The sequence below is a fragment of the Qipengyuania algicida genome (genome assembly GCF_009828025.1).
Lineage (GTDB): Bacteria > Pseudomonadota > Alphaproteobacteria > Sphingomonadales > Sphingomonadaceae > Qipengyuania > Qipengyuania algicida.
Window position 1 is genome coordinate 39,706 of record NZ_WTYA01000004.1, and the last position, 24,180, is coordinate 63,885.

At 60.8% G+C, this 24,180-nt stretch carries 21 protein-coding genes; 11 read left to right on the top strand and 10 right to left on the bottom strand.

Annotation, left to right across the window (positions count from 1 at the left end):
• Nucleotides 1-26: 26 nt before the first annotated feature.
• From GRI58_RS06165 to ppdK, 3 genes are read left to right on the top strand one after another with little or no spacing between them, the layout of a single operon-like run.
• Entirely contained in the window at nt 27-926 is a 900-nt protein-coding gene (locus GRI58_RS06165; protein ID WP_160752716.1) for a glycine--tRNA ligase subunit alpha, read from the top strand.
• On the top strand, nt 923-3,337 hold the full coding sequence (glyS, locus tag GRI58_RS06170) for a glycine--tRNA ligase subunit beta (RefSeq protein WP_160752717.1): 2,415 nt from the start codon (nt 923-925) through the stop codon (nt 3,335-3,337). The genes GRI58_RS06165 and glyS overlap by 4 nt, the downstream gene beginning before the upstream one ends.
• Before the next feature lie 59 nt (nt 3,338-3,396).
• Nucleotides 3,397-6,069 (top strand): pyruvate, phosphate dikinase, encoded by a 2,673-nt coding sequence (gene ppdK / locus GRI58_RS06175; RefSeq protein ID WP_160752718.1) that lies wholly within the window; start codon nt 3,397-3,399, stop codon nt 6,067-6,069.
• A 4-nt stretch (nt 6,070-6,073) separates the two neighbouring features.
• Here the strand turns inward: ppdK and GRI58_RS06180 are convergent, their stop codons facing one another.
• Nucleotides 6,074-6,832, bottom strand: a complete 759-nt coding sequence (locus GRI58_RS06180; protein ID WP_160752719.1) for a methyltransferase domain-containing protein — start codon at nt 6,830-6,832, stop codon at nt 6,074-6,076.
• A 50-nt stretch (nt 6,833-6,882) separates the two neighbouring features.
• Here GRI58_RS06180 and GRI58_RS06185 point away from each other — a divergent pair, with 50 nt between their 5' ends.
• From GRI58_RS06185 to GRI58_RS06200, 4 genes are all read left to right on the top strand, one after another.
• On the top strand, nt 6,883-7,701 hold the full coding sequence (locus GRI58_RS06185; protein ID WP_160752720.1) for a ComF family protein: 819 nt from the start codon (nt 6,883-6,885) through the stop codon (nt 7,699-7,701).
• Between the two features lie 288 nt (nt 7,702-7,989).
• The gene (hisI, locus tag GRI58_RS06190; RefSeq protein WP_160752721.1) at nt 7,990-8,349 is read left to right on the top strand and encodes a phosphoribosyl-AMP cyclohydrolase; all 360 of its coding nucleotides are present in this window, start codon (nt 7,990-7,992) and stop codon (nt 8,347-8,349) included.
• Nucleotides 8,350-8,380: 31 nt separating this feature from the next.
• Entirely contained in the window at nt 8,381-8,836 is a 456-nt protein-coding gene (locus tag GRI58_RS06195) for a MerR family transcriptional regulator (RefSeq protein WP_160752722.1), read from the top strand.
• A 20-nt stretch (nt 8,837-8,856) separates the two neighbouring features.
• The gene (locus GRI58_RS06200; RefSeq protein WP_160752723.1) at nt 8,857-10,662 is read left to right on the top strand and encodes an acyl-CoA dehydrogenase C-terminal domain-containing protein; all 1,806 of its coding nucleotides are present in this window, start codon (nt 8,857-8,859) and stop codon (nt 10,660-10,662) included.
• 13 nt (nt 10,663-10,675) lie between these two features.
• On the opposite strand, the gene GRI58_RS06205 is transcribed toward GRI58_RS06200, so the two are convergent.
• From GRI58_RS06205 to tyrS, 5 genes are all read right to left on the bottom strand, one after another.
• Nucleotides 10,676-11,374 carry a dienelactone hydrolase family protein gene (locus tag GRI58_RS06205; RefSeq protein WP_160752724.1) on the bottom strand — a complete coding sequence of 233 codons (699 nt, stop codon included), beginning with the start codon at nt 11,372-11,374 and terminating at the stop codon, nt 10,676-10,678.
• On the bottom strand, nt 11,371-12,288 hold the full coding sequence (gene cysK, locus GRI58_RS06210) for a cysteine synthase A (RefSeq protein ID WP_160752725.1): 918 nt from the start codon (nt 12,286-12,288) through the stop codon (nt 11,371-11,373). The genes GRI58_RS06205 and cysK overlap by 4 nt, the downstream gene beginning before the upstream one ends.
• Complete coding sequence (locus tag GRI58_RS06215; RefSeq protein WP_160752726.1) at nt 12,285-13,568, bottom strand: MFS transporter; 1,284 nt, start codon at nt 13,566-13,568, stop codon at nt 12,285-12,287. Before GRI58_RS06215 ends, cysK begins: the two co-directional genes overlap by 4 nt.
• A 70-nt stretch (nt 13,569-13,638) precedes the next feature.
• A complete protein-coding gene (locus GRI58_RS06220) occupies nt 13,639-13,977 on the bottom strand; it encodes a PilZ domain-containing protein (protein ID WP_160752727.1) in 339 nt (112 codons plus the stop codon).
• Nucleotides 13,978-14,082: 105 nt separating this feature from the next.
• Entirely contained in the window at nt 14,083-15,312 is a 1,230-nt protein-coding gene (tyrS, locus tag GRI58_RS06225; protein WP_160752728.1) for a tyrosine--tRNA ligase, read from the bottom strand.
• Nucleotides 15,313-15,377: 65 nt separating this feature from the next.
• Here tyrS and GRI58_RS06230 point away from each other — a divergent pair, with 65 nt between their 5' ends.
• The 3 genes from GRI58_RS06230 to GRI58_RS06240 are packed head-to-tail and all read left to right on the top strand — an operon-like array spanning nt 15,378 to nt 18,360.
• Complete coding sequence (locus GRI58_RS06230) at nt 15,378-15,896, top strand: DOMON-like domain-containing protein (RefSeq protein ID WP_160752729.1); 519 nt, start codon at nt 15,378-15,380, stop codon at nt 15,894-15,896.
• Nucleotides 15,893-17,095, top strand: coding sequence for an exo-beta-N-acetylmuramidase NamZ family protein (locus GRI58_RS06235; RefSeq protein ID WP_160752730.1), 1,203 nt, complete (start codon nt 15,893-15,895; stop codon nt 17,093-17,095). Before GRI58_RS06230 ends, GRI58_RS06235 begins: the two co-directional genes overlap by 4 nt.
• Before the next feature lie 20 nt (nt 17,096-17,115).
• Nucleotides 17,116-18,360, top strand: a complete 1,245-nt coding sequence (locus tag GRI58_RS06240; protein WP_337190900.1) for a M24 family metallopeptidase — start codon at nt 17,116-17,118, stop codon at nt 18,358-18,360.
• On the opposite strand, the gene GRI58_RS06245 is transcribed toward GRI58_RS06240, so the two are convergent.
• Both GRI58_RS06245 and GRI58_RS06250 read right to left on the bottom strand, forming a co-directional pair.
• Nucleotides 18,320-19,192, bottom strand: a complete 873-nt coding sequence (locus tag GRI58_RS06245) for a DUF817 domain-containing protein (RefSeq protein ID WP_160752731.1) — start codon at nt 19,190-19,192, stop codon at nt 18,320-18,322. The two genes, GRI58_RS06240 and GRI58_RS06245, sit on opposite strands and share 41 nt — an antisense overlap.
• Before the next feature lie 4 nt (nt 19,193-19,196).
• Nucleotides 19,197-20,378: a vWA domain-containing protein gene (locus tag GRI58_RS06250; protein ID WP_160752732.1), complete on the bottom strand. Its 1,182-nt coding sequence runs from the start codon at nt 20,376-20,378 to the stop codon at nt 19,197-19,199.
• Nucleotides 20,379-20,505: 127 nt separating this feature from the next.
• On the opposite strand from GRI58_RS06250, the gene GRI58_RS06255 reads away from it, so the two are divergent.
• Nucleotides 20,506-21,906 (top strand): methyl-accepting chemotaxis protein, encoded by a 1,401-nt coding sequence (locus tag GRI58_RS06255; protein ID WP_160752733.1) that lies wholly within the window; start codon nt 20,506-20,508, stop codon nt 21,904-21,906.
• A gap of 4 nt (nt 21,907-21,910) precedes the next feature.
• Here GRI58_RS06255 and GRI58_RS06260 read toward each other — a convergent pair whose 3' ends face one another.
• Complete coding sequence (locus tag GRI58_RS06260; protein ID WP_160752734.1) at nt 21,911-22,759, bottom strand: AAA family ATPase; 849 nt, start codon at nt 22,757-22,759, stop codon at nt 21,911-21,913.
• 71 nt (nt 22,760-22,830) lie between these two features.
• Entirely contained in the window at nt 22,831-24,135 is a 1,305-nt protein-coding gene (locus GRI58_RS06265; protein ID WP_160752735.1) for a serine hydrolase, read from the bottom strand.
• Nucleotides 24,136-24,180 lie beyond the last annotated feature (45 nt).

A 24,180-nucleotide genomic window follows, 5' to 3' on the forward strand; every position in this document is an offset into this window, starting at 1 on the left:
CGCAGCCTTCGCCATGGCCCGCTACGATGCAGCGAGAGCCGACCAAGAGTTTCCAGGACATGATCCTCGCGCTCCACGATTTCTGGAGCGCGCAGGGCTGCCTGATCCTGCAACCCTATGACATGCGCATGGGGGCAGGCACGTTTCACACCGCGACGACGCTCCGAGCGCTCGGCCCCGAGCCTTGGAACGCGGCCTTCGTCCAGCCCTGCCGCCGCCCGACCGACGGGCGCTATGGCGAAAACCCCAACCGGCTTCAGCATTATTACCAGTATCAGGTGATCCTGAAGCCGAGCCCGCCCGATATCCAGGACCTCTATTTGCAAAGCCTGCGGGTGATCGGGATCGATCCTCTGAAGCACGATATCCGCTTCGTGGAGGACGACTGGGAGAGCCCGACGCTCGGCGCATGGGGCTTGGGCTGGGAAGTCTGGTGCGACGGGATGGAAGTGACCCAGTTCACCTATTTCCAGCAGATGGGTGGCTTCGACTGCAAGCCGGTGGCGGGCGAGCTGACCTACGGGCTGGAACGTCTCGCGATGTATATTCAAGGCGTCGACAATGTGTACGACCTCGATTTCAACGGTCGCGGCGTAAGCTATGGTCAGGTGTTTCTCGAAAACGAGAAGCAGATGTCGAAATGGAACTTCGAAGTCGCCGAGACCGATGCGCTGTTCGACCTGTTCGCCAAGGCCGAGGCGGAATGCCGCAATGCGCTTGCAAACGAGGTGCCTATCGCAGCCTATGAACAGGCGATCGAAGCGAGCCACGTATTCAATTTGTTGCAGGCGCGCGGCGTGATCAGCGTGCAGGAACGCGCCAGCTACATGGGCCGCGTGCGCGACCTCGCGCGGTCGAGCTGCGAAGCCTATGCCGAGAAGATGGCCCCCGAATGGGCCGAGAAATACCCGGAGTGGAGCCTGTGACTGACTTCCTCCTCGAACTGCGCAGCGAAGAAATTCCTGCACGTATGCAGGCCGGTGCCCGCGCCGAATTGGAAAAGCTGTTCCGCCGCGAGATGGACGCAGCAGGTGTTGTGGTTGGCGAGTTGACTGTCTGGTCGACGCCGCGCCGCCTCGCGCTGATCGCTCGCGATCTGCCGCAAGCGACGGACGCCGTCAGCGAGGAGGCCAAGGGGCCGCCAGAGGGCGCGCCCGATCAGGCGGTCGAGGGCTTCTGCCGCAAGAACGGGGTCAGCCGCGACCAACTCGAAGTACGCGACGTCAAGGGACGAGCGACCTATTTTGCGGTGATCGAAAAGCCGGGCAGGGCGGTGCGCGACCTGCTGGCCGAAGCGATCCCGGCGATCATCCGCGATTTTGCGTGGCCCAAATCGATGCGCTGGGGTGCAGCCTCGATGAGCACCGAGAGCCTGCGCTGGGTGCGCCCGCTCTCGGGGATCGTCGCGCTGCTAGGCGATGAGGTTGTCGATTGTGAGGTTCATGGCGTCACCAGCGGCGCGGTGACTTTGGGCCATCGCTTCCATCACTCGGGCGACGTCACCATTGGCGATGCCGACGATTACGCGGTCAAGCTGCGCGCGGCGCATGTGATCGTCGATCACGAGGAGCGCGCCGCGATGGTCCGCGAAGGCGCGAGCAAGGCGGCGTCGGAGGCCGGGCTTTCGCTGGTCGAGGACGAAGGGTTGGTGGTCGAAAACGCCGGGCTGACCGAATGGCCGGTGCCGCTGCTGGGCCGCTTTGACGAGGCATTCCTCGACGTACCGCCCGAAGTCATCCAGCTCACCGCACGCGTCAACCAGAAGTATTTCGTGTGTGAAGACGCCGCCGGAGAACTCGCCAACGCCTTCGTCTGCACCGCCAATATCGCGGCGGAGGATGGCGGCGCTGCGATTGTCGATGGCAACCGCAAGGTGCTCGCCGCGCGCCTCAGCGATGCGCGGTTCTTTTGGGAGCTGGACCAGAAGACCTCGCTGGAGGACCACGCGAAGAAGCTGGAGCGGATCACTTTCCACGAGAAGCTTGGCACCGTCGCTGATAAGGTGGAACGGGTGGCGAAGCTGGCAAGGTGGCTGGTCGAAGAGGGCATTGTAACCGACAACCCCCTCCCGCCTGCGGGAGGGGGGCGAGACTTGGCGAGCGGTAGCGAGCCTAGTCGCAGCGGGGTGGGCTCTGGCGAGCCCATACCCACCCCTGACCCCTCCCGCAGGCGGGAGGGGGAACTCGCCGACCTCGCTGAACAGGCCGCGCGTCTGTGCAAGGCCGACCTCGTCACCGAAATGGTCGGCGAATTCCCTGAATTGCAGGGGCTTATGGGCGGGTATTATGCCCGCGCCGAAGGTTTGCCCGACGCTGTCGCCGATGCTATCTGCGACCACTACAAGCCGGTCGGGCAGGGCGACGAAGTCCCGACTGCTCCGGTGACGGTGGCTGTGAGCTTGGCGGACAAGCTGGATACCCTCTCGCAGTTTTTCTTCGTGGGTGAACGACCCTCCGGCTCTCGTGATCCCTTTGCGCTCAGAAGAGCAGGTATTGGAATAAATACGATCATTCTGGAGCGAGGGCTGCGATTGAGTTTCCTCGCCGCGCTAACCAATGAGTGGCGTCAAGGATTGGATCGTATTTCTGGACGCTTGGTTGGGGCAGACGAAGAAATCTGGAGCAAGATTGGTTCATTGTCCGAGACCCAGGTCCAAGAGCTCATCAACCGGGAAGTCTCCGCCGCCGCCCCCGATCTCGATGCGCATGCCGATACCATTTCGCGGATTCCTGAAATAATCGAATTTCTCGCCGACCGCCTCAAGATCCAGCAGCGCGAAGCGGGCGTTCGCCACGACCTGATCGATGCGGTGTTCGCGCTTGGAGACGAGGATGATCTCGTCCGTATGCTCGCCCGCGTCCACGCGCTCCAGTCCTTCATAGAAACCGAGGATGGCGCCAATCTACTCGCGGGCTACAAGCGCGCGGCTAATATTCTCAAGAAGGAAGACTGGCGCGGCGCAGAGGGCGAGATCGCGCGCACAGGCGAGGAAGACCCGCTCGCCCTGGTCGACGATCCCGACATGAAGGCGGTGGTCGATGCCAAGATGGCCGAGCGTCATACCAGCGAAATGTCCTATCCGCCCGAACCCGCCGAGCAGGCGCTGATGGATGCGCTCGCAGACGCGGAACCGCGCGCTGCCTCGGCCATTGAGGCGGAAGACTTCTCCGCCGCGATGGCGGCGCTCGCCAGCCTGCGCGCGCCGATCGACCGTTTCTTCGAAGAAGTGACGGTAAATGCGGAGGAAGAAAACAAGCGTGCACACCGGCTCGATTTGCTTGCGCAATTCCGTGCTGCAGTGCACAAAGTTGCCGATTTCTCGCGCATCGAGGGATAGCACAAATCTACCGGGGGCGGCTCATCGGCTTGCGGACTCCCAACCAGTCAGAGGATAGCATGAACGACACGGTCTTCACTTTCGGCGGCGACGCTCCGCATACGAATGCGCGGCAAAAGGACAAGACCATCACTGGCGGCAAGGGGGCGAACCTCGCTGAAATGGCCAGCATCGGCCTGCCGGTCCCGCCCGGATTCACGATCTCGACCGAAGAATGCCTGCGCTATCTCCAGCAGGGCGCAGACTTCTCTGACGATTTGCGCGATGCGGTCGCCAATGCGCTGAAGCATATCGAAAAATCGGTCGGCAAAGGCTTTGGCGATGAGGGCGACCCGCTGCTGGTTTCGGTCCGATCGGGCGCGGCGATCTCGATGCCCGGCATGATGGATACCGTGCTCAACCTCGGCCTCAATGACGAGACGGTGAAGGGCCTTGCCGCCACCAGCGGAGACGAACGCTTTGCCTGGGACAGCTATCGCCGCTTCATCCAGATGTATGGCGATGTCGTGCTCGACATGGATCATGGCCTGTTCGAAGAAGCGCTCGAAATCGCGAAGGAAGACAAGGGCTTCTATTCGGACACCGAGATGGAGGCATCGGACTGGCAGTCGCTGGTCGGCGAATACAAGCGGATTGTGAGCGAGGAGTTGGGCCGCGAATTCCCGCAGGACCCGCACGAACAACTGTGGGGCGCGATCCGCGCGGTGTTCGACAGCTGGGACAGCGAGCGCGCCAAGGTCTATCGCCGCCTCAATGACATTCCGCATGATCTGGGCACGGCGGTCAATGTGCAGGCCATGGTGTTCGGCAATATGGGTGACAGCAGCGCGACCGGCGTCGCCTTCACCCGCGATCCCTCGACCGGCGAGAAAGCCTATTACGGCGAATGGCTGGTCAATGCGCAGGGCGAGGATGTTGTCGCCGGCATCCGCACACCGCAATTTCTGACCAAGGCCCGCCGCGAGCAATCCGGCGCGGACAAGCCGAGCATGGAAGAGGCAATGCCCGAAGCCTACGCCGAGCTTGCCCGCGTGTTCGAACTTCTGGAACAGCATTACAAGGACATGCAGGATATCGAGTTCACCGTGCAGCAGGGCCAGCTGTTCCTGCTACAGACGCGCACCGGTAAGCGCACCGCCAAGGCCGCGCTCAAGATGGCGGTCGATATGGTGGGCGAGGGGCTGATCGACGAGAAAACCGCGATCCTGCGCATCGACCCGATGGCGCTTGACCAGTTGCTGCACCCGACACTTGATCCCGATGCGCCGCGCGATGTGCTGACCACCGGTCTGCCTGCTTCGCCCGGCGCGGCCTCGGGCAAGATCGTGCTCGACGCGGACACCGCCGAGCTTTGGGCAGGGCGGGGCGAGAAGGTGATCCTCGTGCGCGTCGAAACCAGCCCCGAGGATATTCACGGAATGCACGCCGCGCAGGGTATCCTGACGGCACGCGGCGGGATGACCAGCCATGCTGCCGTGGTGGCGCGTGGCATGGGCCGCCCCTGCGTCTCCGGCGCCTCGGCGATCTCGATCCAGCGAGACGGGCGCACGGCCTCCATCGGCAATCGCGAGTTCAAGGAAGGCGATGTCATCACCATCGATGGCGCCAACGGGCAGGTCATGGCAGGCGAAGTCGCCACCATCGAACCCGAGCTTGCCGGAGATTTCGGGACCATCATGGAATGGGCCGACACCCACCGCCGGATGAAAGTCCGCACCAATGCCGAGACGGAGGCAGATTGCCGCATGGCGCTGTCCTTCGGTACGGAAGGCATCGGCCTGTGCCGCACCGAGCATATGTTCTTTGACGCGGACCGCATCAGCGCTGTGCGCCAGATGATCCTGGCCGAGAGCGAGGAGGGGCGGCGCAAGGCGCTCGCACTGCTGCTGCCCGAACAGCGCGCCGATTTCGAAGCGATCTTCCGCGCGATGGCGGGGCACCCCTGCACGATCCGCCTGCTCGATCCGCCACTGCACGAGTTCCTGCCGACGGGTGACGAGGAATTTGCCGAGCTGGCGCAGGCGACCGGGCGCAGCGCCGAGCAGCTCAAGCGCCGCGCAGCCGAGCTGCACGAATTCAATCCGATGCTCGGCCATCGTGGGTGCCGCCTCGGTATAACCTTCCCGGAAATCTACGAGATGCAGGCGCGCGCAATCTTCGAGGCGGCTTGCGCCGTCGCCGGGAATGGCGATGCTCCGGTGCCCGAAGTGATGATCCCGCTGGTCGCCACGCGCCGCGAGCTGGAAATCCTCAGGGCGCTGGTCGACGATGTCGCCAAGGCGGTTTTCAGTGAAACCGGCGTGGCGCTGGAATATCTGGTCGGCACCATGATCGAACTGCCACGGGCCGCGCTGATGGCGGGTGAGATCGCGCAGGAGGCCGAATTCTTCAGTTTCGGCACCAACGACCTGACGCAGACGACATTGGGCGTCAGCCGCGACGATGCGGGGCGCTTTCTGACGACCTATGTCGAACGGGGGATCTTCCCGCGCGATCCGTTCGTCAGCCTCGATATCGAGGGTGTCGGGCAATTGGTCGAGCTGGCAACCCAGCGGGGAAGGAAATCGCGCCCGCAGATCAAGCTGGGCATTTGCGGCGAGCATGGCGGCGATCCCGCCTCGATCGCCTTCTGCGAGGCAACCGGGCTCGATTACGTCAGCGCCTCGCCCTATCGCGTGCCGATCGCGCGACTGGCGGCAGCGCAGGCGAGCTTGCGAGACGGGGCGAAATAACGCATCATCGCCAGCCGGTTAGCGTGAGGATTTCAAAACGCTCGGCGATCCTGCCTTCGTCATCGGCCTGCGCGGAAAACGCAGCTTCGGCCCGTTTCAGCGCTGCCTTGCTCAGCGCGGGGCCGCCGCGCGCGAGTACGGCGGTCAGCGCCTGATCGCGCAAATCACTCACGAGTTTCCCCAGATCGGGATAGCGGACGGTCACCCCGTGCTCGTCAACGACCTGACGGGAGAAGCCGGCGCGTTCAAGCAGGCCTGTCGCGGATCGGCTTTCCACCTGCGGGTGCAGGCGCGGGGCGGGGCGGTCGCCATCCGCCGCCAGCATCGCGCTGCGCAGCGCAGGCAAGGACCCGCCACCGACCATCATGGCGATCATCATCCCGCCGGGTGCCAGCGCGTTGCGCAAATGGATCAGCGCGCCGGGCAGGTCATTGACGCTCCCGAGGCGATCAAGACTGATGGCAAGGTCGAATGGCCCGCCATCGAGAGGCAGCTCTTCATCGACACTTGCAAGCGGCGGCGCGACCACATCGGCGCCTGTGGAATTGAAATATCGCTCCAGCGTCCCGGACAAATCGCCCGCCAGCCAGACGCGCTTCGGCTCGAGACGGACGAAATCGATGCGTTCGATCGCGTCCTCCGCCATAACCCGGCTCAACCAGTTTGCCGGATCGCTGACCCGTGCCTGGCGATAGCTTGCCCGCTGGTCGCGCAGCCGGCGCCGTTGGCGCGAAAATATCTCGGGCACCTGATGATCGGTCATGGCGCTCCCGTGACGTTCCGCCGGGCAGTTGGCAAGGGTCGAGGCCGTCGATGGTGACAGGCACGCGCTTTCTCGCTTCGTCACTCGCGCCGCTGATCGACTTCGTGTACCCGCCGCGCTGCCCTGCTTGCGAAAAGGCGATCGGACAGCAATCGGGCCTGTGTCTGGAATGCTGGTATACGCTGGCCATTCCAACCGACCCGAGTTGCGTGCTTTGCCAACGACCTTTTGGAGAGCATGGTCCGGGTGCCGGAGCGGTTTGTGCGCCGTGCATGGCCTCTCCCCCGGTTCATGACGGGATCGCCGCAGGCACGCTATACAATGTGACTTCGCGCAAGCTGGTGCTGGCCTTCAAGCACGGTGGACGCATAGCCCTGGCGACGATTTTGGCGCGCCTGATCGCCGCGAGGCTTCCCTCGTGCAGCGAGGAACGGTTGATTGTCCCGGTTCCCCTCCATCGTTGGCGCCTGTGGAAGCGTGGCTTCAATCAGGCCGCGCTGCTTGGTCGCGAACTTGAGAGCCTTGGCAAAGGGCAGCTTTATCCCGACGCCCTGATCCGTCGCAAAGCAACCCCGGCGCTCGGCGGCCTGAGCGCGCGTGCGCGACGACGGACGGTGAGCGGTGCATTCATCGCTGCGGCTGCGGCAAGGCAGCGAATCGAAGGCCGCGATATCTTGCTGGTCGACGACGTTCTTACCAGCGGTGCCACCAGAACGGCTTGTGTCAAAGCGCTCAAACAGGCCGGAGCGCGTAGCGTCATGATTGCGTGTTTTGCGCGCGTCCTCGACGAGGCGCGCGCCCATGGCATTCAAGAGGAAAGCCAACAAACGAAACGCCCGGAGCCTCCCTTGGCTCCGGGCGCCGCGTGACGAAATCGTCGGGATCTCCGTTTCCGGTTCGGCGGTTCCCCCACGGACCACCTCGATCCAACCCTCATCGTCGCCGACCTTTCGCTCACCCCCTGAGCAGTCCGGTCGGACTTTGCCCCCTGAACCTGGCGTTCTGTCGACGCTCTGTTGCAGCGGAACGAGCTTCTGAACTCGTTGGATGTATATTCGCGTAAAATGTCTTGACCTCAAACAGCCTTGTGAGTTTGCAATCCATTTTCCGGCGCAATGTGGTTATCGTGCAACAAGAATTCATATGACAATCGGGACATGATCGAAGTGACAGAGCAGCGTTTTACACCCAAGTTCGATCGCAATGGTTTGCTTTCTGCGGTAGTGGTCGATGCGGTTAGCAACGAAGTGCTGATGGTAGCGTTCATGGACGCCGAAGCGCTCGATGCGACGCGCGAAACCGGTTTTGCGCATTTCCACTCTCGCTCTCGCGGGCGACTCTGGAAGAAGGGTGAAACCTCGGGCAATGTCTTGCAGGTCGAAAACATTCTCGTCGATTGCGATCAGGATGCACTGGTCCTGAAATGCATCCCGGCGGGGCCGGTTTGCCATACCGGCGAGCGGGTCTGCTTTTTCAGAAAGCTCGACGGTGATGCTCTCGTTTCCGTCAATACTTGACGTTTACGTAACTCAGGGCTACTAACCGGTGATGGCTAGTGCTTCCAATTCGAGACCGGAAAGAGATCCCCACGGCCAATCGCGTGCGTTGCTCGATCGGCCGGACAAGCTGTCGCGCGAACAATTTTCCATCTCGGACCTCACCAGCGAGTTCGGGTGCACCGCGCGCGCCTTGCGGTTTTACGAGGACGAGGGGCTGATCGCGCCGTCGCGGGTCGGCTTGAACCGGATCTATTCCAAGCGAGACCGCGCCCGCCTCGCGTGGATCATGCGCGCGAAGAACGTCGGTTTTTCGCTGACCGAAATACGCGAGATGATCGACCTCTACGATCTCGACGATGGCCGGGCGGAGCAGCGTCGCGTCACGATCGAGAAATGCCGCGCCCATGTCTCCAAACTGAAGCACCAGCGCGCCGATATCGACAGTTCGATCAAGGAGCTGACCGAGTTCATCGCCCACGTCGAAAGCGTGACTTCGGACAGCTAATACAGACCAGAGGATATAAAATGCCCAGCTACACCGCTCCCGCGCGTGACACACGCTTCGTCGTCAACGAAGTGCTCGACGTCGCCAGCTATGGAAACCTGCCCGGTTTCGAAAGCGCCACTCCCGATATCATCGATACGGTGATCGGTGAGGGCGGCAGGTTCTGCGCCGAAGTTCTGGCGCCGCTCAACCTGTCTGGTGACGAGCAGGGCTGCACGCGTCATGCCGATGGGTCAGTGACGACACCCGATGGCTTCAAGGACGCCTACAAGCAGTTCTGCGAGGCAGGTTGGGGCACGCTCGCGCAGCCGGAGCAGTTCGGCGGGCAGGGTATGCCGCACGTGCTCGGCTTTGCTCTGGAGGAATTCATTTCCAGTGCCAATCAGGCTTTCGGCATGTATCCAGGCCTCACCAACGGCGCGGTATCCGCTTTGCTGGCCAAGGGATCGCCAGAGCAGCAGGAAAAATACCTTCCCAAGATGATCTCCGGTGAATGGTCCGGCACGATGAATTTGACCGAGCCGCAGTGCGGCACCGATCTCGGCCTCATTCGCACCAAGGCGGAGCCGCAAGCGGATGGCAGCTATGCGATTACCGGCACGAAAATCTTTATTTCGGCGGGTGAGCACGACCTGACCGACAACATCATTCATCTGGTGCTGGCCAAGCTGCCCGGCGCGCCGGATTCGACCAAGGGTATCTCGCTGTTCGTGGTGCCGAAGTTCCTCGTCAACGACGATGGCTCGGTGGGCGAACGCAACGGCGTTTCCTGCGGCTCGATCGAGGAGAAGATGGGCATTCACGCCAACGCCACCTGCGTACTCAACTACGATGAGGCGAAGGGCTGGCTCGTCGGTGAGGAAAACAAGGGGCTGGCGGCGATGTTCATCATGATGAACGCCGCACGCCTTGGCGTCGGCATTCAGGGATTGAGTCAGGCCGAGGTCGCTTACCAGAACGCGGTCGCCTATGCGAAGGATCGTCGGCAGGGCAGGGCATTGACTGGGCCCGCCGATCCGGAAGCCAAGGCCGATCCGATCATCGTCCACCCGGACGTGCGCCGGATGCTGATGGACGCCAAGGCCTTTACCGAGGGGATGCGTGCATTGTGCCTGTGGGGCGCATTGCTGGTCGACCTAAGCCACAAGGCCTCCACCGAGGAAGAGCGTGCCGAGGCCGATGCGATGATCGGCCTGCTGACGCCCGTCATCAAGGGGTACGGGACCGACAAGGGCTATGCCGTGGCAACCGATATGCAGCAGGTGTTCGGCGGGCATGGTTATATTCGCGAGTGGGGCATGGAGCAGTTCGTGCGCGATGCGCGGATTGCGCAGATCTACGAAGGCACCAATGGTGTGCAGGCGATGGATTTGTGTGGTCGCAAGCTCGCCTACAAAGGCGGCGCGGCAATCCAGGCCTTCTTCAAGATGGTCGGCGATGAATGCTCAGCCGCCAAGTCGGATGAAACTCTCGCTCCGCTGGCTGAAAAACTCGAGAAGGCGCTTGGTGAGCAACAGGCGGCAACCATGTGGTTCATGCAGAATGCAATGAAAAACCCCGATGATCTGGGCGCTGGCGCACACGACTACATGCACATCATGGGGATTGTCTCGCTCGGCCTGATGTGGTTGCGCATGGCCAAGGTGGCACAGGCGAAGCTGGCGTCGGCGCCGGATGACAAGGCGTTCTACGAAACCAAGCTGGCGACGGCGCGGTATTATATCGAGCGGTTTCTGCCAGATGCCGGAGCATTGCGCCGCAAGCTCGAGGCTGGGAGCGAAGCGGTCATGGCGTTGAACGAAGACGCCTTCGATACGGCTGCATAAGCGGCCAAGCCGGCTAGCCTAGCACCTCATCGAGCATCGACATCAGCGCCGCCCAGCTTTGGTGGTCGGCGCTGGCGTCGTAGCCAATCGCGGGCATTCCCGAAGGCGCTTGCGGATTGGTGAACCCGTGCTTGACGCCGGAATAGCTGTGAAAATGCCAGTTGGCACCCGCTCGGTCCATCTCTTCCCAGAATTGGAGAACTTGTTCGCGTGGGACAAGCGGATCGGCATCGCCGTGGCATACCAATATGCGCGCCTTGATCGCACCCACATCTGCTGGAGCATGGGTTTCAAGCAATCCGTGAAAGCTTGCGGCAAGCACAAGATCGGCACCCTCGCGTGCCATCTCCAGAGCTGCCTGACCGCCCATGCAAAAGCCGATTGCAGCCATGGGAATGGCGCCTGCAACATCGGCCAAGGCGTGCAGGGCAGGGCGCATCCGATCGCGCATCGCCTTTGCATCGGCTCGCAACGGCGCTGCCAATGCCTGCGATGCGGCCATGTCCTCCGGATTGGAGCCATAGAAATCGGCAATCATGGCCAGATAGCCTGCATCCGCCAGCGATTTTGCCTTGGCTTCAACCGCTGGTGTGGAGTTCATGATCGTCGGGTACACGACTATGACAGCCTTCGGCGAACCTTCCGGTCTTGCCAGGAGCCCGGTTAGTGCTGTGTCTCCGTCACGGTAGGCGACAGTCTCGAAGTCGCTCATTCAGGCAGGAACTCCGGCACCGACAGATAGCGCTCGCCGGTATCGTAGTTGAAGCCAAGTACGCGGCTTCCGGCTGCGAGTTCTGGTAGCTTTTTCGCAATGGCCGCCAGCGTAGCGCCACTCGAAATACCGACCAGCAACCCTTCTTCGCGCGCGCACCGACGCGCCATTTCTTTGGCCGCCTCGGCATCGACAGCGATCGCGCCGTCGATCGCCTGCGTGTGGAGATTCTCCGGCACGAAACCTGCCCCGATGCCCTGGATCGGGTGCGGACCAGGCTGGCCGCCCCCGATGACGGGTGAAGCCTCGGGCTCGACGGCGTAGGCTTTCATACCCGGCCATTCGGCTTTCAGCACTTCAGCGGTCCCCGACAGATGGCCACCAGTGCCGACGCCGGTAATCAACACGTGGACCGGACTTCCCTTGAAATCTGCGAGGATTTCCTGCGCGGTAGTGCGCTTGTGGACTTCGAAATTGGAAGGATTGTCGAACTGGCTCGGCATCCATGCACCGTCGGTCTTACCGACCAATTCCTGCGCGCGCTCGATTGCGCCCTTCATGCCCTTTTCCTTGGGCGTAAGATCGAAGCTTGCGCCATAGGCCAGCATCAGGCGGCGGCGTTCGATGCTCATGCTTTCGGGCATGACCAGCACCAGCTTGTAGCCCTTGACCGCGGCGACCATGGCAAGGCCAATACCGGTGTTGCCGCTGGTGGGTTCGATGATCGTACCGCCGGGCTTCAGCTTGCCGGCCTTTTCCGCATCCTCGACCATGGCAAGCGCGATACGATCCTTGATCGATCCGCCGGGGTTCGAGCGTTCTGACTTGATCCAGACTTCATGGTCGGGGAACAGGCGGGAGAGCCGGATGTGCGGAGTGTTGCCAATCGTGGCGAGAACATTGTCGGCTTTCATGAGGCAGATCCTTCCTCTTTAGGTTTTCCATCTGACCGATCCTTGGGATCGAATGTCCGCGCGAGCCGCAGCTCGGGGAACAGCCAGGTCCATGTAATCGTCACCAAGATGGCGGCGCAGCCGCCGAATACAACCGCCCCCGCCGGACCGAGCAGGGAGGCCATCACACCTGTTTCGGCTTCCCCGAGTTCGTTCGAAGCCGAAATAGTCAGAGCGGATATCGCCCCGACGCGTCCGCGCATTTCATCGGGCGTGTGCAGCTGGATGAGCGACTGGCGGACATAGACCGACACCATATCGGCAGCGCCTGCGACAATCAGGGCGAACAAACTCAGGGGGAACCATGTCGACACACCGAAAGTGATGATGGCGAAGGCGAAGATCGCCACGGCGACGAGCATCTTGACGCCGACATTTGTCTTCATCGGTCGGAAAGTGAACCACAGCGATCCGGCAGCTGCACCGATCCCCATGCCCGCGGCGAGCAGACCAAAACCTGTTGCTCCCACATGCAGGATGTCGCGCGCATAGACCGGCAGCAGTGCCGTGGAACCAGCGAGCAGCACTACACACAGGTCGAGTGTTATTGCCGCCAGCACCAACCGGTTGTTGCGCACGTAACTGAACCCGTCGGCAATGCGATGGAGTGGGCGGCGGTCCTTCTGGACCGGCGGTTGTGGAACCTTCCTGATCAACATCAGGATGCCCAGCGCAATCGCAAACATCGCCGAAATCGACCCATAAGCGAAATCGGGATGGATTGCGTAAAGTACACCGCCGACGCTTGGACCTGCGATCATGCCTGTCTGCCAGGCGATCGAGCTGACCGCGATGGCGGTGGGCAGAACCTCCCGCGGGACGAGGTTGGGTGCAAGCGCCGAAAAGGCCGGACCAGAAAATGCCCGTGCGATCCCGACAAATACCGCAGCAAAGAACAGGAACGGCATCGTCAGCGCGCCAAGGTAGGTCAAGGCGCCGAGCATCAGGGCATTCAGTGTCAGCAGTGCAGTCGTGCCACGAACGATCCAGCGACGATCATAAGAGTCTGCAACAAGCCCGACGATCGGAGTAAGCAGGAACAGCGGTACGAATTGCGCCAGGCCGATCATGCCCAGCAGAAAGGCTGATTCCTTGATATCCATCGTCTGGCGCGCGATGCCATAGACTTGCCAGCCGATGATGATGGCCTGCGCGCTCACCGCAATGGTGGTGAGAAACCGGGAAACGAAATAGGCGCGAAACGCAGGAATGCGTAGCGGATGGGGAGTTGCGTCGCTCACGCTGGCTGCCTTGGCAGCGCATTGTCGCGCTGCCAAGCTATCAGATTGTTACCAGCAGTGAAGTTCGGCTTTAGCGCGCCCGACGCAGACGCGGATTCGGCTGGAGAGTGTCGATCATGGCCATGAAGTCGTCGACACGGATGATTCGTTCAAACTGAAATCCGGCGCGATTCTCACGCACCCAGATGACGTAGGCCTCGATACGTCCGATGACCGGCAACCTCACGATCACCCTGTCCCCACGCGCCAGATCGCGCGCATCATCGACCATGAATCCATGCGAGGAGAGATTGGCAATATGCATCCGCATGTCGCCCGCGCGGAAATGCTCGGCGATCACGGGATGATCGACAGGATGTCGCGCCATTCGGCGTTGGTCGGTGACGCTGAGCTGAGCCCCTGCGGCCATGTACGCTTCCCTCCAATGTTTTGGTGGAAAGCTAGGTGCACCAAAAAGGCTGACATTCGGTTAAGCCCGATACGCGGATCACCGACGATATCGCCAGCTATCCCTTTAACGCTTCAGGATAGCATGCTTCTTTCGACCAAGGCTGAGTCGCGCTTCTGCCCCTTCGTCCAAGGTAAGAACCTGACCTGGATCGCTGAGAACTTCATCGTTAAAGCGCACTGCGCCTTCAGCGAGCTTGCGCTTCGCCTCGCCGCCTGAAGCCGTGAAGCCAAGCTCGGTCAGTGCCGCACCGATGCGCATTCCATCAGGCCCGAGGTGCAGGACCGGCAGATCCTCGCCCAGACCGCCGCCCGCAAAGGTGGCCGCGGCTGTCGTTTCGGCCAGCTTCGCCGCTGCTTCGCCGCGCACGAGCCGGGTGACCTCGTTCGCCAACACGATCTTGGCAGCGTTAATTTCGCTGCCCGCCAATGCGTCGAGCCGGACGACTTCTTCCATCGGGACATCGGTGAATAGGCGCAGGAAACGCCCCACGTCGCGATCGTCGCAATTTCGCCAGTATTGCCAGAAATCGTAATTGGGCAGCTGATCCTCGTTAAGCCAAACCGCGCCAGCGGCGGTCTTGCCCATCTTTGCGCCATCTGCAGTGGTGATCAGAGGGGTGGTCACGCCAAACAGTTCGTGCCCTTCCATTCTCCGTCCCAGCTCCAGCCCGTTGACGATGTTGCCCCATTGGTCGCTTCCGCCCATCTGCAACCGACAATCATAACGCCGCGCCAGTTCGAGGAAGTCGTAGGCCTGCAGGATCATGTAGTTGAATTCGAGGAAGGTCAGCGGCTGTTCGCGATCGAGCCGCAGCTTGACCGAATCGAAGGTCAACATGCGGTTGATGGTGAAGTGCGGGCCGACATCGCGCAGCAGGTCGATATAACCGAGCTGGCCGAGCCACTCGTCGTTATTTACCACCACCGCATCGCTCGGTCCGTCGCCGAAGGTCAGCAGCCGCTCGAACACTTTGAGGATCGAGGCAATGTTGCTCCCGATCGTCTCGGCAGTGAGGAGCTTGCGGCTTTCATCCTTGCCGGACGGATCGCCGATCTTGGTCGTCCCGCCGCCCATTACCACGATCGGTTTGTGCCCGGCCTGCTGGAGCCGGCGCAGCAGCATGATCTGCACCAGGCTGCCGATGTGGAGCGAGGGTGCAGTGGCATCGAAACCGACATAGCCCGGCACTACTTGGCTTGCGGCAAGAGCGTCCAGCCCCTCCGCATCAGTCAATTGGTGGATATATCCCCGCTCATCCAGTAGGCGGAGAAGTTCGGACTTGTATTGAGCCATCGCTGCATCCTGAAAAAGAGCGGCGCGCCTAGCATGGAGGGCTTTGGTTGCAAACTTTCGATCTTGTGTCTCACCCCACTTTTGCGCCCGAGGAGATAACCGGGGTCAGCGTGCGATGGGTGGAATTGCCGGACGGGCGGTTGATGTTGCGCTATCGCGTCGATGGTTGCGCTGCGTTGGTCGTGCCCGATTTCAAGGGGCATGGGCAGGCGGACGACCTGTGGAAGACGACCTGCTTCGAGCTTTTCCTGTATGATGGGGAAGGGCGCTATCGCGAGTACAATTTCTCGCCATCAGGGCAGTGGGCCGCCTATGGCTTCAGCGGCTATCGCCATCGGGGAGAAGACCCGGTGTTGCGCGACGGCCCCGAAATCAAACACGACAGGGGAAACAGCGTTTTCATGCAAACCGTCTTTATCGATGCAGCCATCCTGCAAGGGGCAGAACGGGCGGCGCTGTCCGCAGTCCTGGAGGAAAAGGGCAAACGTCCTTCCTACTGGGCGATGGCACATAACGGCCTGAAGCCCGACTTCCATGATCCGTTCGGCTTTCGTATCGCGCTGGCGAAGGAGACCGCCCGATGAAGCTGGGGATAGATCGCCTGCTGGAAGAACAAGGTTTGCGCGCAGAACTGACCGGAAAGCGGGTTGCGCTGGTCGCGCACCCGGCATCGGTAACGCAAGGCCTTACGCACAGCCTAGACGCGCTCATCGCTGCCGGGATCAACGTCACCAGCGCATTCGGTCCGCAGCATGGGCTGAAGGGCGACAAGCAGGACAATATGGTCGAGACCGCGGACGATACCGATCCGACTTACGGCATTCCGGTGTTCAGCCTTTACGGCGAGGTTCGCCGCCCGAGCGGCCAGATGATGTCGAGCGCCGATTTGTTCCTGTTCGACCTGCAGGACCTTGGCTGCCGTATCTACACTTTCGTCACGACGCTGCTCTACCTGCTCGAGGAAGCCGCGAAACATGGCAAGAGCGTCTGGGTGCTCGATCGTCCCAATCCCGCAGGGCGCCCGGTTGAGGGAACACTGCTGCTTCCGGGGCAGGAGAGCTTTGTCGGCGCTGCCCCTATGCCGATGCGCCACGGGTTGACCATGGGCGAAATGGGGCTTTGGTTCATCCGCCATTTCGGCCTCGATGTCGATTACCGGGTCATCGAAATGGCGGGTTGGGAGCCGCACTCCGCTCCGGGTTATGGCTGGCCGACGGACCGCATCTGGATCAATCCAAGTCCCAATGCCGCCAGCCTCAACATGGCCCGCGCCTATGCCGGAACGGTGATGCTCGAAGGCGCCAATCTCAGCGAGGCGAGGGGGACAACGCGCCCGCTCGAAGTGCTGTTCGGTGCGCCCGACGTCGATGCAAAAGCTGTGTTGGCAGAGATGGAGCGCGTCGCTCCGCAATGGATGGGCGGCTGCGCCTTGCGGGAATGCTGGTTCACCCCGACATTCCACAAGCATGCTGGCGAGTTGTGCAACGGGATCATGATCCATGCAGAAGGCCGGTTCTACGATCCCGAGGCGTTCAAGCCGTGGCGCTTGCAGGCGCTGGCGTTCAAGGCGATCCGGCGGCTCTACCCGGATTACAATCTGTGGCGCGATTTTGCCTATGAATACGAGTTCGACCGGCTCGCGATCGACGTGATCAATGGCGGGCCGGGCCTGCGCGAATGGGTCGACGACCGATCCGCCGAAGCCGGTGATCTGGAAGCAATTGCCGCGCAGGACGAGCAGCAATGGCGCGACGACATCGCTCCGGTCCTGCTATACACATAGGCAAATCGGGGGAGGGGGTCGTGGATCGACGCAATTTTATCGCAACTGCCGGGTTGGCGAGTCTGGCCAGCGCCATTCCGTTACGCGCGATGGCGCAAGCGAGTGGCACTCTGCCCAACCTCGCGGCTGCAAGCTCGCCTATCTCTTCGCAAGAGCGCAAGGCCCGGATTGCCCGCGCCGCAGCGCTGATGCGAGCGCACGATATCGACGCCGTGTTGATCGAAGCCGGATCGAGCATGGTCTATTTCACTGGCGTCCAATGGTGGCGCAGCGAAAGACTGACCGGGGCGGTGATGACACGCGAAGGCGCGATCGCCATCGTGACCCCGTTCTTCGAGGAACCGTCGGTCCGCGAAACGCTCGGCGTTGAAGCCGAAGTCCTGACCTGGAACGAGGATGAGAACCCGCTCGCGATCCTTGGGGCATGGCTGACCCGGCAGGGGCTGGGCAAGGGGCGCATCGGGATCGAGGAGACGGTGCGCTATTTCGCGGTCGACCGCCTGCAGCACGCACTTCCGCAAGCCAGCATCGTCAATGCCGATGCGGTGGTGCGCGGGTGCCGGATGATCAAATCTCCAGCGGAATTGGCCCTGATGCAGACCGCGACCGACATCACCATGGCGGCCTATCGCTATGTCTATCCGCGCATCGAAGCGGGCATGAGCCCGCAAGACATCGGCGGGATGATCAACGACGCGACGACCAAGATGGGAGGCGTCCCGGAGTTCGCTCTCGTCCTGCTGGGTGAAGGCAGCGCCTATCCCCACGGATCGCACCAGAAGCAGGAAGTGCGCGAAGGTTCGGTGGTGCTGCTCGATTGCGGTTGCAACGTCCATGGCTACCAGTCCGACATCTCACGCAGCTTTGTGTTCGGTGACGCGACGCCAAAACAACGGCTCGTCTGGAACCAGATGCGCCGGGGGCAGCAGATCGCCTTCGAAACGGCACAGATCGGCACGCCAGCAGGCAAGGTGGACGATGCAGTGCGGGCCTATTATCGCGCGCTGGGATACGGGCCAGGCTACAAGCTGCCCGGCACCTCGCACCGCACCGGCCATGGGATCGGATTGGACGGGCACGAGCCGGTCAATCTGGTTCATGGTGAGACGACGAAGCTGGCGGCCGGCATGTGTTTTTCGGATGAGCCGGGAATTTATATCCCGGGCGAATTCGGCATCCGGATCGAGGATTGCTTCCACATGACCGAAAGCGGCCCGCGCTGGTTCAGCACGCCGCCGCGCTCGCTCGACGATCCGATTGGTTAGCTTCGGGAGCTTTGATCGGTGACACGAGGCTCACCAGCACGAAACTGACCATCATCAGCAGGAACCAGCTGCCCAGCTTGGCAACACCGACCATGTGCCATTGCTCCTCTTGCCCCGGATAGCTCCAGGCATGAGCAAAAGTGCCGATGTTTTCAGCACCCCAGATGAACACCGCTACGAGCAAGAAGCCGAGCAGCAGCGGCATCCAGCGATGGCTGCGCCAGTTCCTGAAATACACCCGCGTCCGCGCGAATATCAGCGCAGTGGCTGCGAACAGTGCCAGCCTGATGTCGGGAAGCCAGTGATGGGCGAAGAAATTGACATAGATCGCCGTTGCCAGCGCATACGTCATCCAGCGCGGCGGATAGGCAGTGTAGCGGAAATCAAAGATTCGCCAGACGCGGGCAATGTAGCTGCCGACGCTCGCATACATGAAGCCAGAAAACAGCGGCACCGCACCGATGTGGAGGACACTGGGTTCGGGGTAGACCCAGGAGCCGGTGCTCGTCTTGAACAGCTCCATCACCGTGCCGACGACATGGAAGATCAGGATGACCTTCGCCTCGGCCCAGGTCTCGAGCCGGAAAGCCAGCATCGCGATCTGGATCAGCAGCGCACAAATTGTCAGGAAATCGTAGCGATAGAGCGGCGCGTTTGGCGGATAGACGAAATGCGTCACCAGCAGAACGCCCAGCATCAATGCGCCGAACAGGCAGGCCCATCCCTGCTTGAACCCGAACAGCAGGAATTCGTACAGCCACAAGCGCCAGCCAGTGTCCGGATCGAAGTTCTCAAGCCGGAGCCGAACCGCTTGAAAGCGGGAATGCCTCAAACGCTCACCCCTGCTTGCGACTCAATTCCCGCATTGCATCGTCGAGCCCGTCCAGCGTCAGCGGGTACATCCGGTCCTTGACCAGATGCTTCATCACCTTGGTGCTCTGCGAATAGCTCCACTGCTTTTCGGGCACCGGGTTCAGCCAGACGGTGGCGGGATAGGTTTCCACCACACGTTGCATCCATGTGGCGCCCGCCTCTTCATTCATATGCTCGACGCTGCCGCCCGGATGGGTGATCTCGTAGGGGCTCATGGCGGCATCGCCGACGAATATCACCTTGTAGTCGTGCCCGAATTTGTGGAGCAGGTCCCAGGTCTTGGTGCGTTCCTGCCAGCGCCGACGGTTATCCTTCCAAACGCCTTCGTAAAGGCAATTGTGGAAATAGAAGAATTCCAGGTTCTTGAACTCGGTCGTCGCGGCGCTGAACAATTCCTCGCACAGCTTGATGAAGGGATCCATCGAACCGCCGACGTCGAGGAACAGCAGCAGCTTCACCGCATTGCGCCGTTCAGGCCGCATGCGGATATCGAGCCAGCCCTGCTTTGCCGTCCCCTCGATCGTCGCGTCGAGATCGAGCTGGTCCGCGGCACCCTCGCGCGCGAAGCGACGCAGGCGGCGCAGCGCCATCTTGATGTTGCGGGTGCCCAGTTCCTTGGTGTTGTCGAGGTTCTTGAACTCGCGCTTGTCCCAGACCTTCAACGCGCGCTTGTGCTTGCTCTCTCCGCCAATCCGCACGCCTTCGGGATTGTAGCCCGAATTGCCGAACGGGCTGGTGCCGCCGGTGCCGATCCACTTGCTGCCGCCCTGGTGGCGTTTTTCCTGCTCTTCGAGACGTTTCTTGAGCGTTTCCATGATCTCGTCCCAACTGCCGAGGGATTTGATCGCTTCCATCTCCTCAGGCGTAAGGAACTTCTCCGCCACCGCTTTCAGCCAGTCTTCCGGAATATCGACCGGGTTCTGACCGTAATCGCTGAAGATGCCCTTGAAAACGCGCTGGAACACCTGATCGAACCGGTCGAGCAGCCCTTCGTCCTTCACAAACGTCGCACGGGAAAGGTAATAGAACGCTTCGGGCGATTGCCCGATTACATCCCGATCGAGCGCCTCGATCAGAGTGAGGTGTTCCTTGAAGCTGGCGGGAATGCCCGCCGCGCGCAGCTCGTCGACGAAATTGAAGAACATGACGGCAAGCTTAGGCGAGCGCGCGGCGCGAAACCAGCCCCTGCATTTTCATTTGCTATACTTAACCACCCCCTAACTTCTGCGCGCTAAATCCGCTGCGAAATTAAAGACAAGGGGTTGCTGTCGCATGGAATTGAGCGCGCTGGATGCCAAGGGTGCATCCGCCATCGATCTTATCCCGGAGGCCTGCGGCAAGGTTACCGTGGGCTGTTCCGATGTCGCCGGCATCGTCCAGGCAGTTATTGACACTTCGAGTGTGTTGCGCGCCGAACATATCGAATTGCAGGGCACGGTTCACGAACTCGAACGCGACCAACGCAAGGTCGCCGAAGCGAGCGACGAAGCAAGACTGCTGTCAGCGCGGGCAATCGATCGCCTGTCGCAAGGCACGCATATGATCCAGTCCTCGCTGGGGCAGATTTCGGATCTCCTCGAACTGGTCGACGCCTTGGCATCGCATGTCACCGGCTTTGCAGCCGCAATGGATCAGGTGAAACGGTGTTCGAAGGATATCGAGCAGATTGCGGAAACCACGAACATCCTGGCACTCAACGCCACGATCGAAGCGATGCGTGCGGGCGATGCAGGGCGCACCTTCGCGGTCGTGGCCAATGAGGTGAAGAGCCTCGCTGGTGAAACGCGCAAGGCAACGGACGAGATTGCGGACGTTATCGACACCCTGGGCGGCGAAGCAGCCTCGGTGATCGAGCGGATCGAGGTCGGCGCGAAGGCCAGCACCGAGGCCAAGAGCTCCGTCGCCAGTATCGAACAAACCATCGAAGACGTTTCGCGTCTGGTGGGCGAGGTCGATTCGCAGAACGACCAGATCGCGCGCGCAACCGGCATGATGACCGATCACGTTACCCGCGTACAGCAGGTCATCGAGAGCTTCGACCAGGCAGCTTCCGATAATGAGAGCAAGCTCGAAACCGTCCATGCACGGGTGGAGGACCTGGAGATGGTCGCAAGCGATATGTTCGACAGCCTCGTCCACGCCGGGCTGTCACCGCAGGACAGCGCGATGGTCGAGATGGCGCAGCGCCACGCTCAGGAGATCGTCGCCATGGCGGAAGACGCGATTGCCTCAGGTAAACTCTCGATGGAGCAATTGTTCGACGACCAGTATGTCCTGATCGAAGGCTCCAACCCGCAGCGCTTCCGCAACAAATTAATGGATTGGGCTCACGCCAACTGGCGCCATAAGCTGGACGAAGTCGCCGGGTCGGACCCGCGGATCGTCGCCGCGGCCTGCACCGATATGCGCGGTCACCTGCCGACTCACCTTTCAAAGCATTCGCAGGCACCGACCGGCGACAAGACCCACGATACGCAATTCTGCCGCAACGGCCGGATGATCCTCGATCCGATCGACCAGCGCGCGAAGGTCAAGACCAAGCCATATATGATGGCGGTCTATCGTCAGGAAGGCGACGGCAAGACCTATCGCGTCGTTCGCAATGTCTACGTGACGGCAACGATTGGCGGTCGCCGCTGGGGTGATTTCGAACTGGCTTACGTCCTCGACTGAAAACTCAGCTCTGCCGCCGGGCCATGAACGCAAGGCGCTCGAACAGCATCACGTCCTGCTCGTTCTTCAGCAGCGCGCCATGCAGCGGCGGGATCGCGCTGTTCGGATTGGCGTCCTGCAACACTTCGAGCGGCATATCCTCGTTGAGTAGAAGCTTAAGCCAGTCGAGCAATTCGCTGGTCGATGGCTTTTTCTTGAGGCCGGGAACCTCGCGGATTTCGTAAAATACGTCCATCGCCTTCTTAACCAGCGTCTTCTGGATGCCAGGGAAGTGGACGTCGATGATTTCCTGCATCGTGTCGCGATCGGGAAACTTGATGTAGTGGAAGAAGCAGCGGCGCAGGAATGCGTCGGGCAATTCCTTCTCGTTGTTCGAGGTAATGACGACGATCGGGCGTTCCTTGGCTTCGATCCGCTCCTGCGTTTCGTAAACGTCGAAGCTCATCCGGTCGAGTTCCTGCAACAGATCGTTAGGAAACTCGATATCGGCCTTGTCGATCTCGTCGATCAGCAGCACCGGCAGCTCGGGCGAGGTGAACGCCTCCCACAGCTTGCCCCGCTTGATGTAATTGCTGATGTCGTGAACCCGCTCATCGCCCAGCTGTCCATCGCGGAGGCGCGCAACGGCGTCATACTCGTAGAGACCCTGATGCGCCTTGGTGGTCGATTTGACGTTCCATTCGATGAGCGGTGCCCCCATCGCCTTGGCAACTTCGGTGGCCAGCACGGTCTTGCCGGTTCCGGGCTCGCCCTTGACCAGCAAGGGACGGCGCAAGGTGACAGCGGCATTGACCGCGACCTTGAGATCCTCCGTGGCGATATAGGAGCTGGTGCCTTCGAAACGCTGCGTCATCTGGCTATGATCCTCAATTCCAATTGCGATTTGCAACTGTGCTAGGGACACGCAATGCCAAGGGCAAGCCATCAGTCATTCAACGAAAGAATCCGCTTGCCGAGCGCCAGCAGTGTGTCAGTGGCAACCGCGTTGTTCTGGTCATTCCAGGCGAGTGTCAGAATCCGCCAATCACCAGACTTGCTTTGCAGCAGCCACGTCATATCGAGCACGCCCGGTTCGGAACCACCTTTGTAACCAATATAGTTCCAGTGCTTGCGCATGTCGTCACCGACGCCGATGTTGATGGCCATGATCTCGCGTGCTTTGGCTGAATCAGGTCCGGTCAATCGTTGGAGAAGTTTTCGCATCTGATCTGCGCTGACAAACCATTCGATCCGATCGATTGCGACCGGCTTCCCACTGAAAGCCGAGATTACCTGCTCTTGTGGCATTCGCTCCTTCGGTAGCGACTGGAGCAGTTTACGCCTCGCAGCTTCACCTGCTTTGGCGTACGCTTCAAGTAATGTAGGATCAGACTTGATCGTGAACATTTCCCTTGTTGTAAGAAACGGAAGTGTCGGTTCGCTTGCCCCACCGCTGGCTGCATATTCCTGCTCAACAACATTGCGCCCCAATAGCGCAATCAACTGGTCAGCAGCTGTGTTATCGCTGATCTGAATCATCAAGCTGGCCAGCGACTGCACGGTTAGCGGCGAATCCTTGGGCCAGGCTTGGAGCAATCCGCTCGGATACGATTTCGCTGTTAAAGGCACGACGTCATTCCATCGATGTTGATCGGCCTTAATGGAATTCGACAGGGCAGACAGGACATATAGCTTGAATGCCGAGCCGACGGCCATCGGACGATCTACATTGATGCTGATTAAAGGCCTTTCGCCATCAAGCGGCCCGTAATAGGCGCTGACCGTACCCGGCAAGGCTTTGATGTCGGCGGAAATCTTGGCTGGCGTATCGTCTACTGCTTCGAAACTGGTCAAGCGAAGCCCTGTGACCAGATGGGACGCATCGGGCGCAATTGTCATGACTCCCGAACCAATGGCCTTTTCATAACGAAAAGCGATATTTGCTGAAAAATCGCCAGTCTTTGTGATGCTCTCGACGGCTTGGAGTGGACCGTATGCTGCAACCAATTGGGTTTGCAAGGCACTCAACTGCGACGGAGAAACCTGGGCGAGGAACTCTGGTGAGAAAACGTCTTTTGCGGGCAGTTTCCCGTTGAGAACCATGACGATCGCATCAGCTTTTACTCTGAGCGGATCTGCGGATGCGACCTGGCTTTGACTTGCGTCTTTCTGAATCGATTCAGCCAAAGCTCGTTCAGCTGTCGAACACAACAAGATGCTCGCGATTCCTAACAGGACGATTTTGCGCATAATACTATTCCCCCTACCCATTGCAGATACTAACGCTCTACCTCT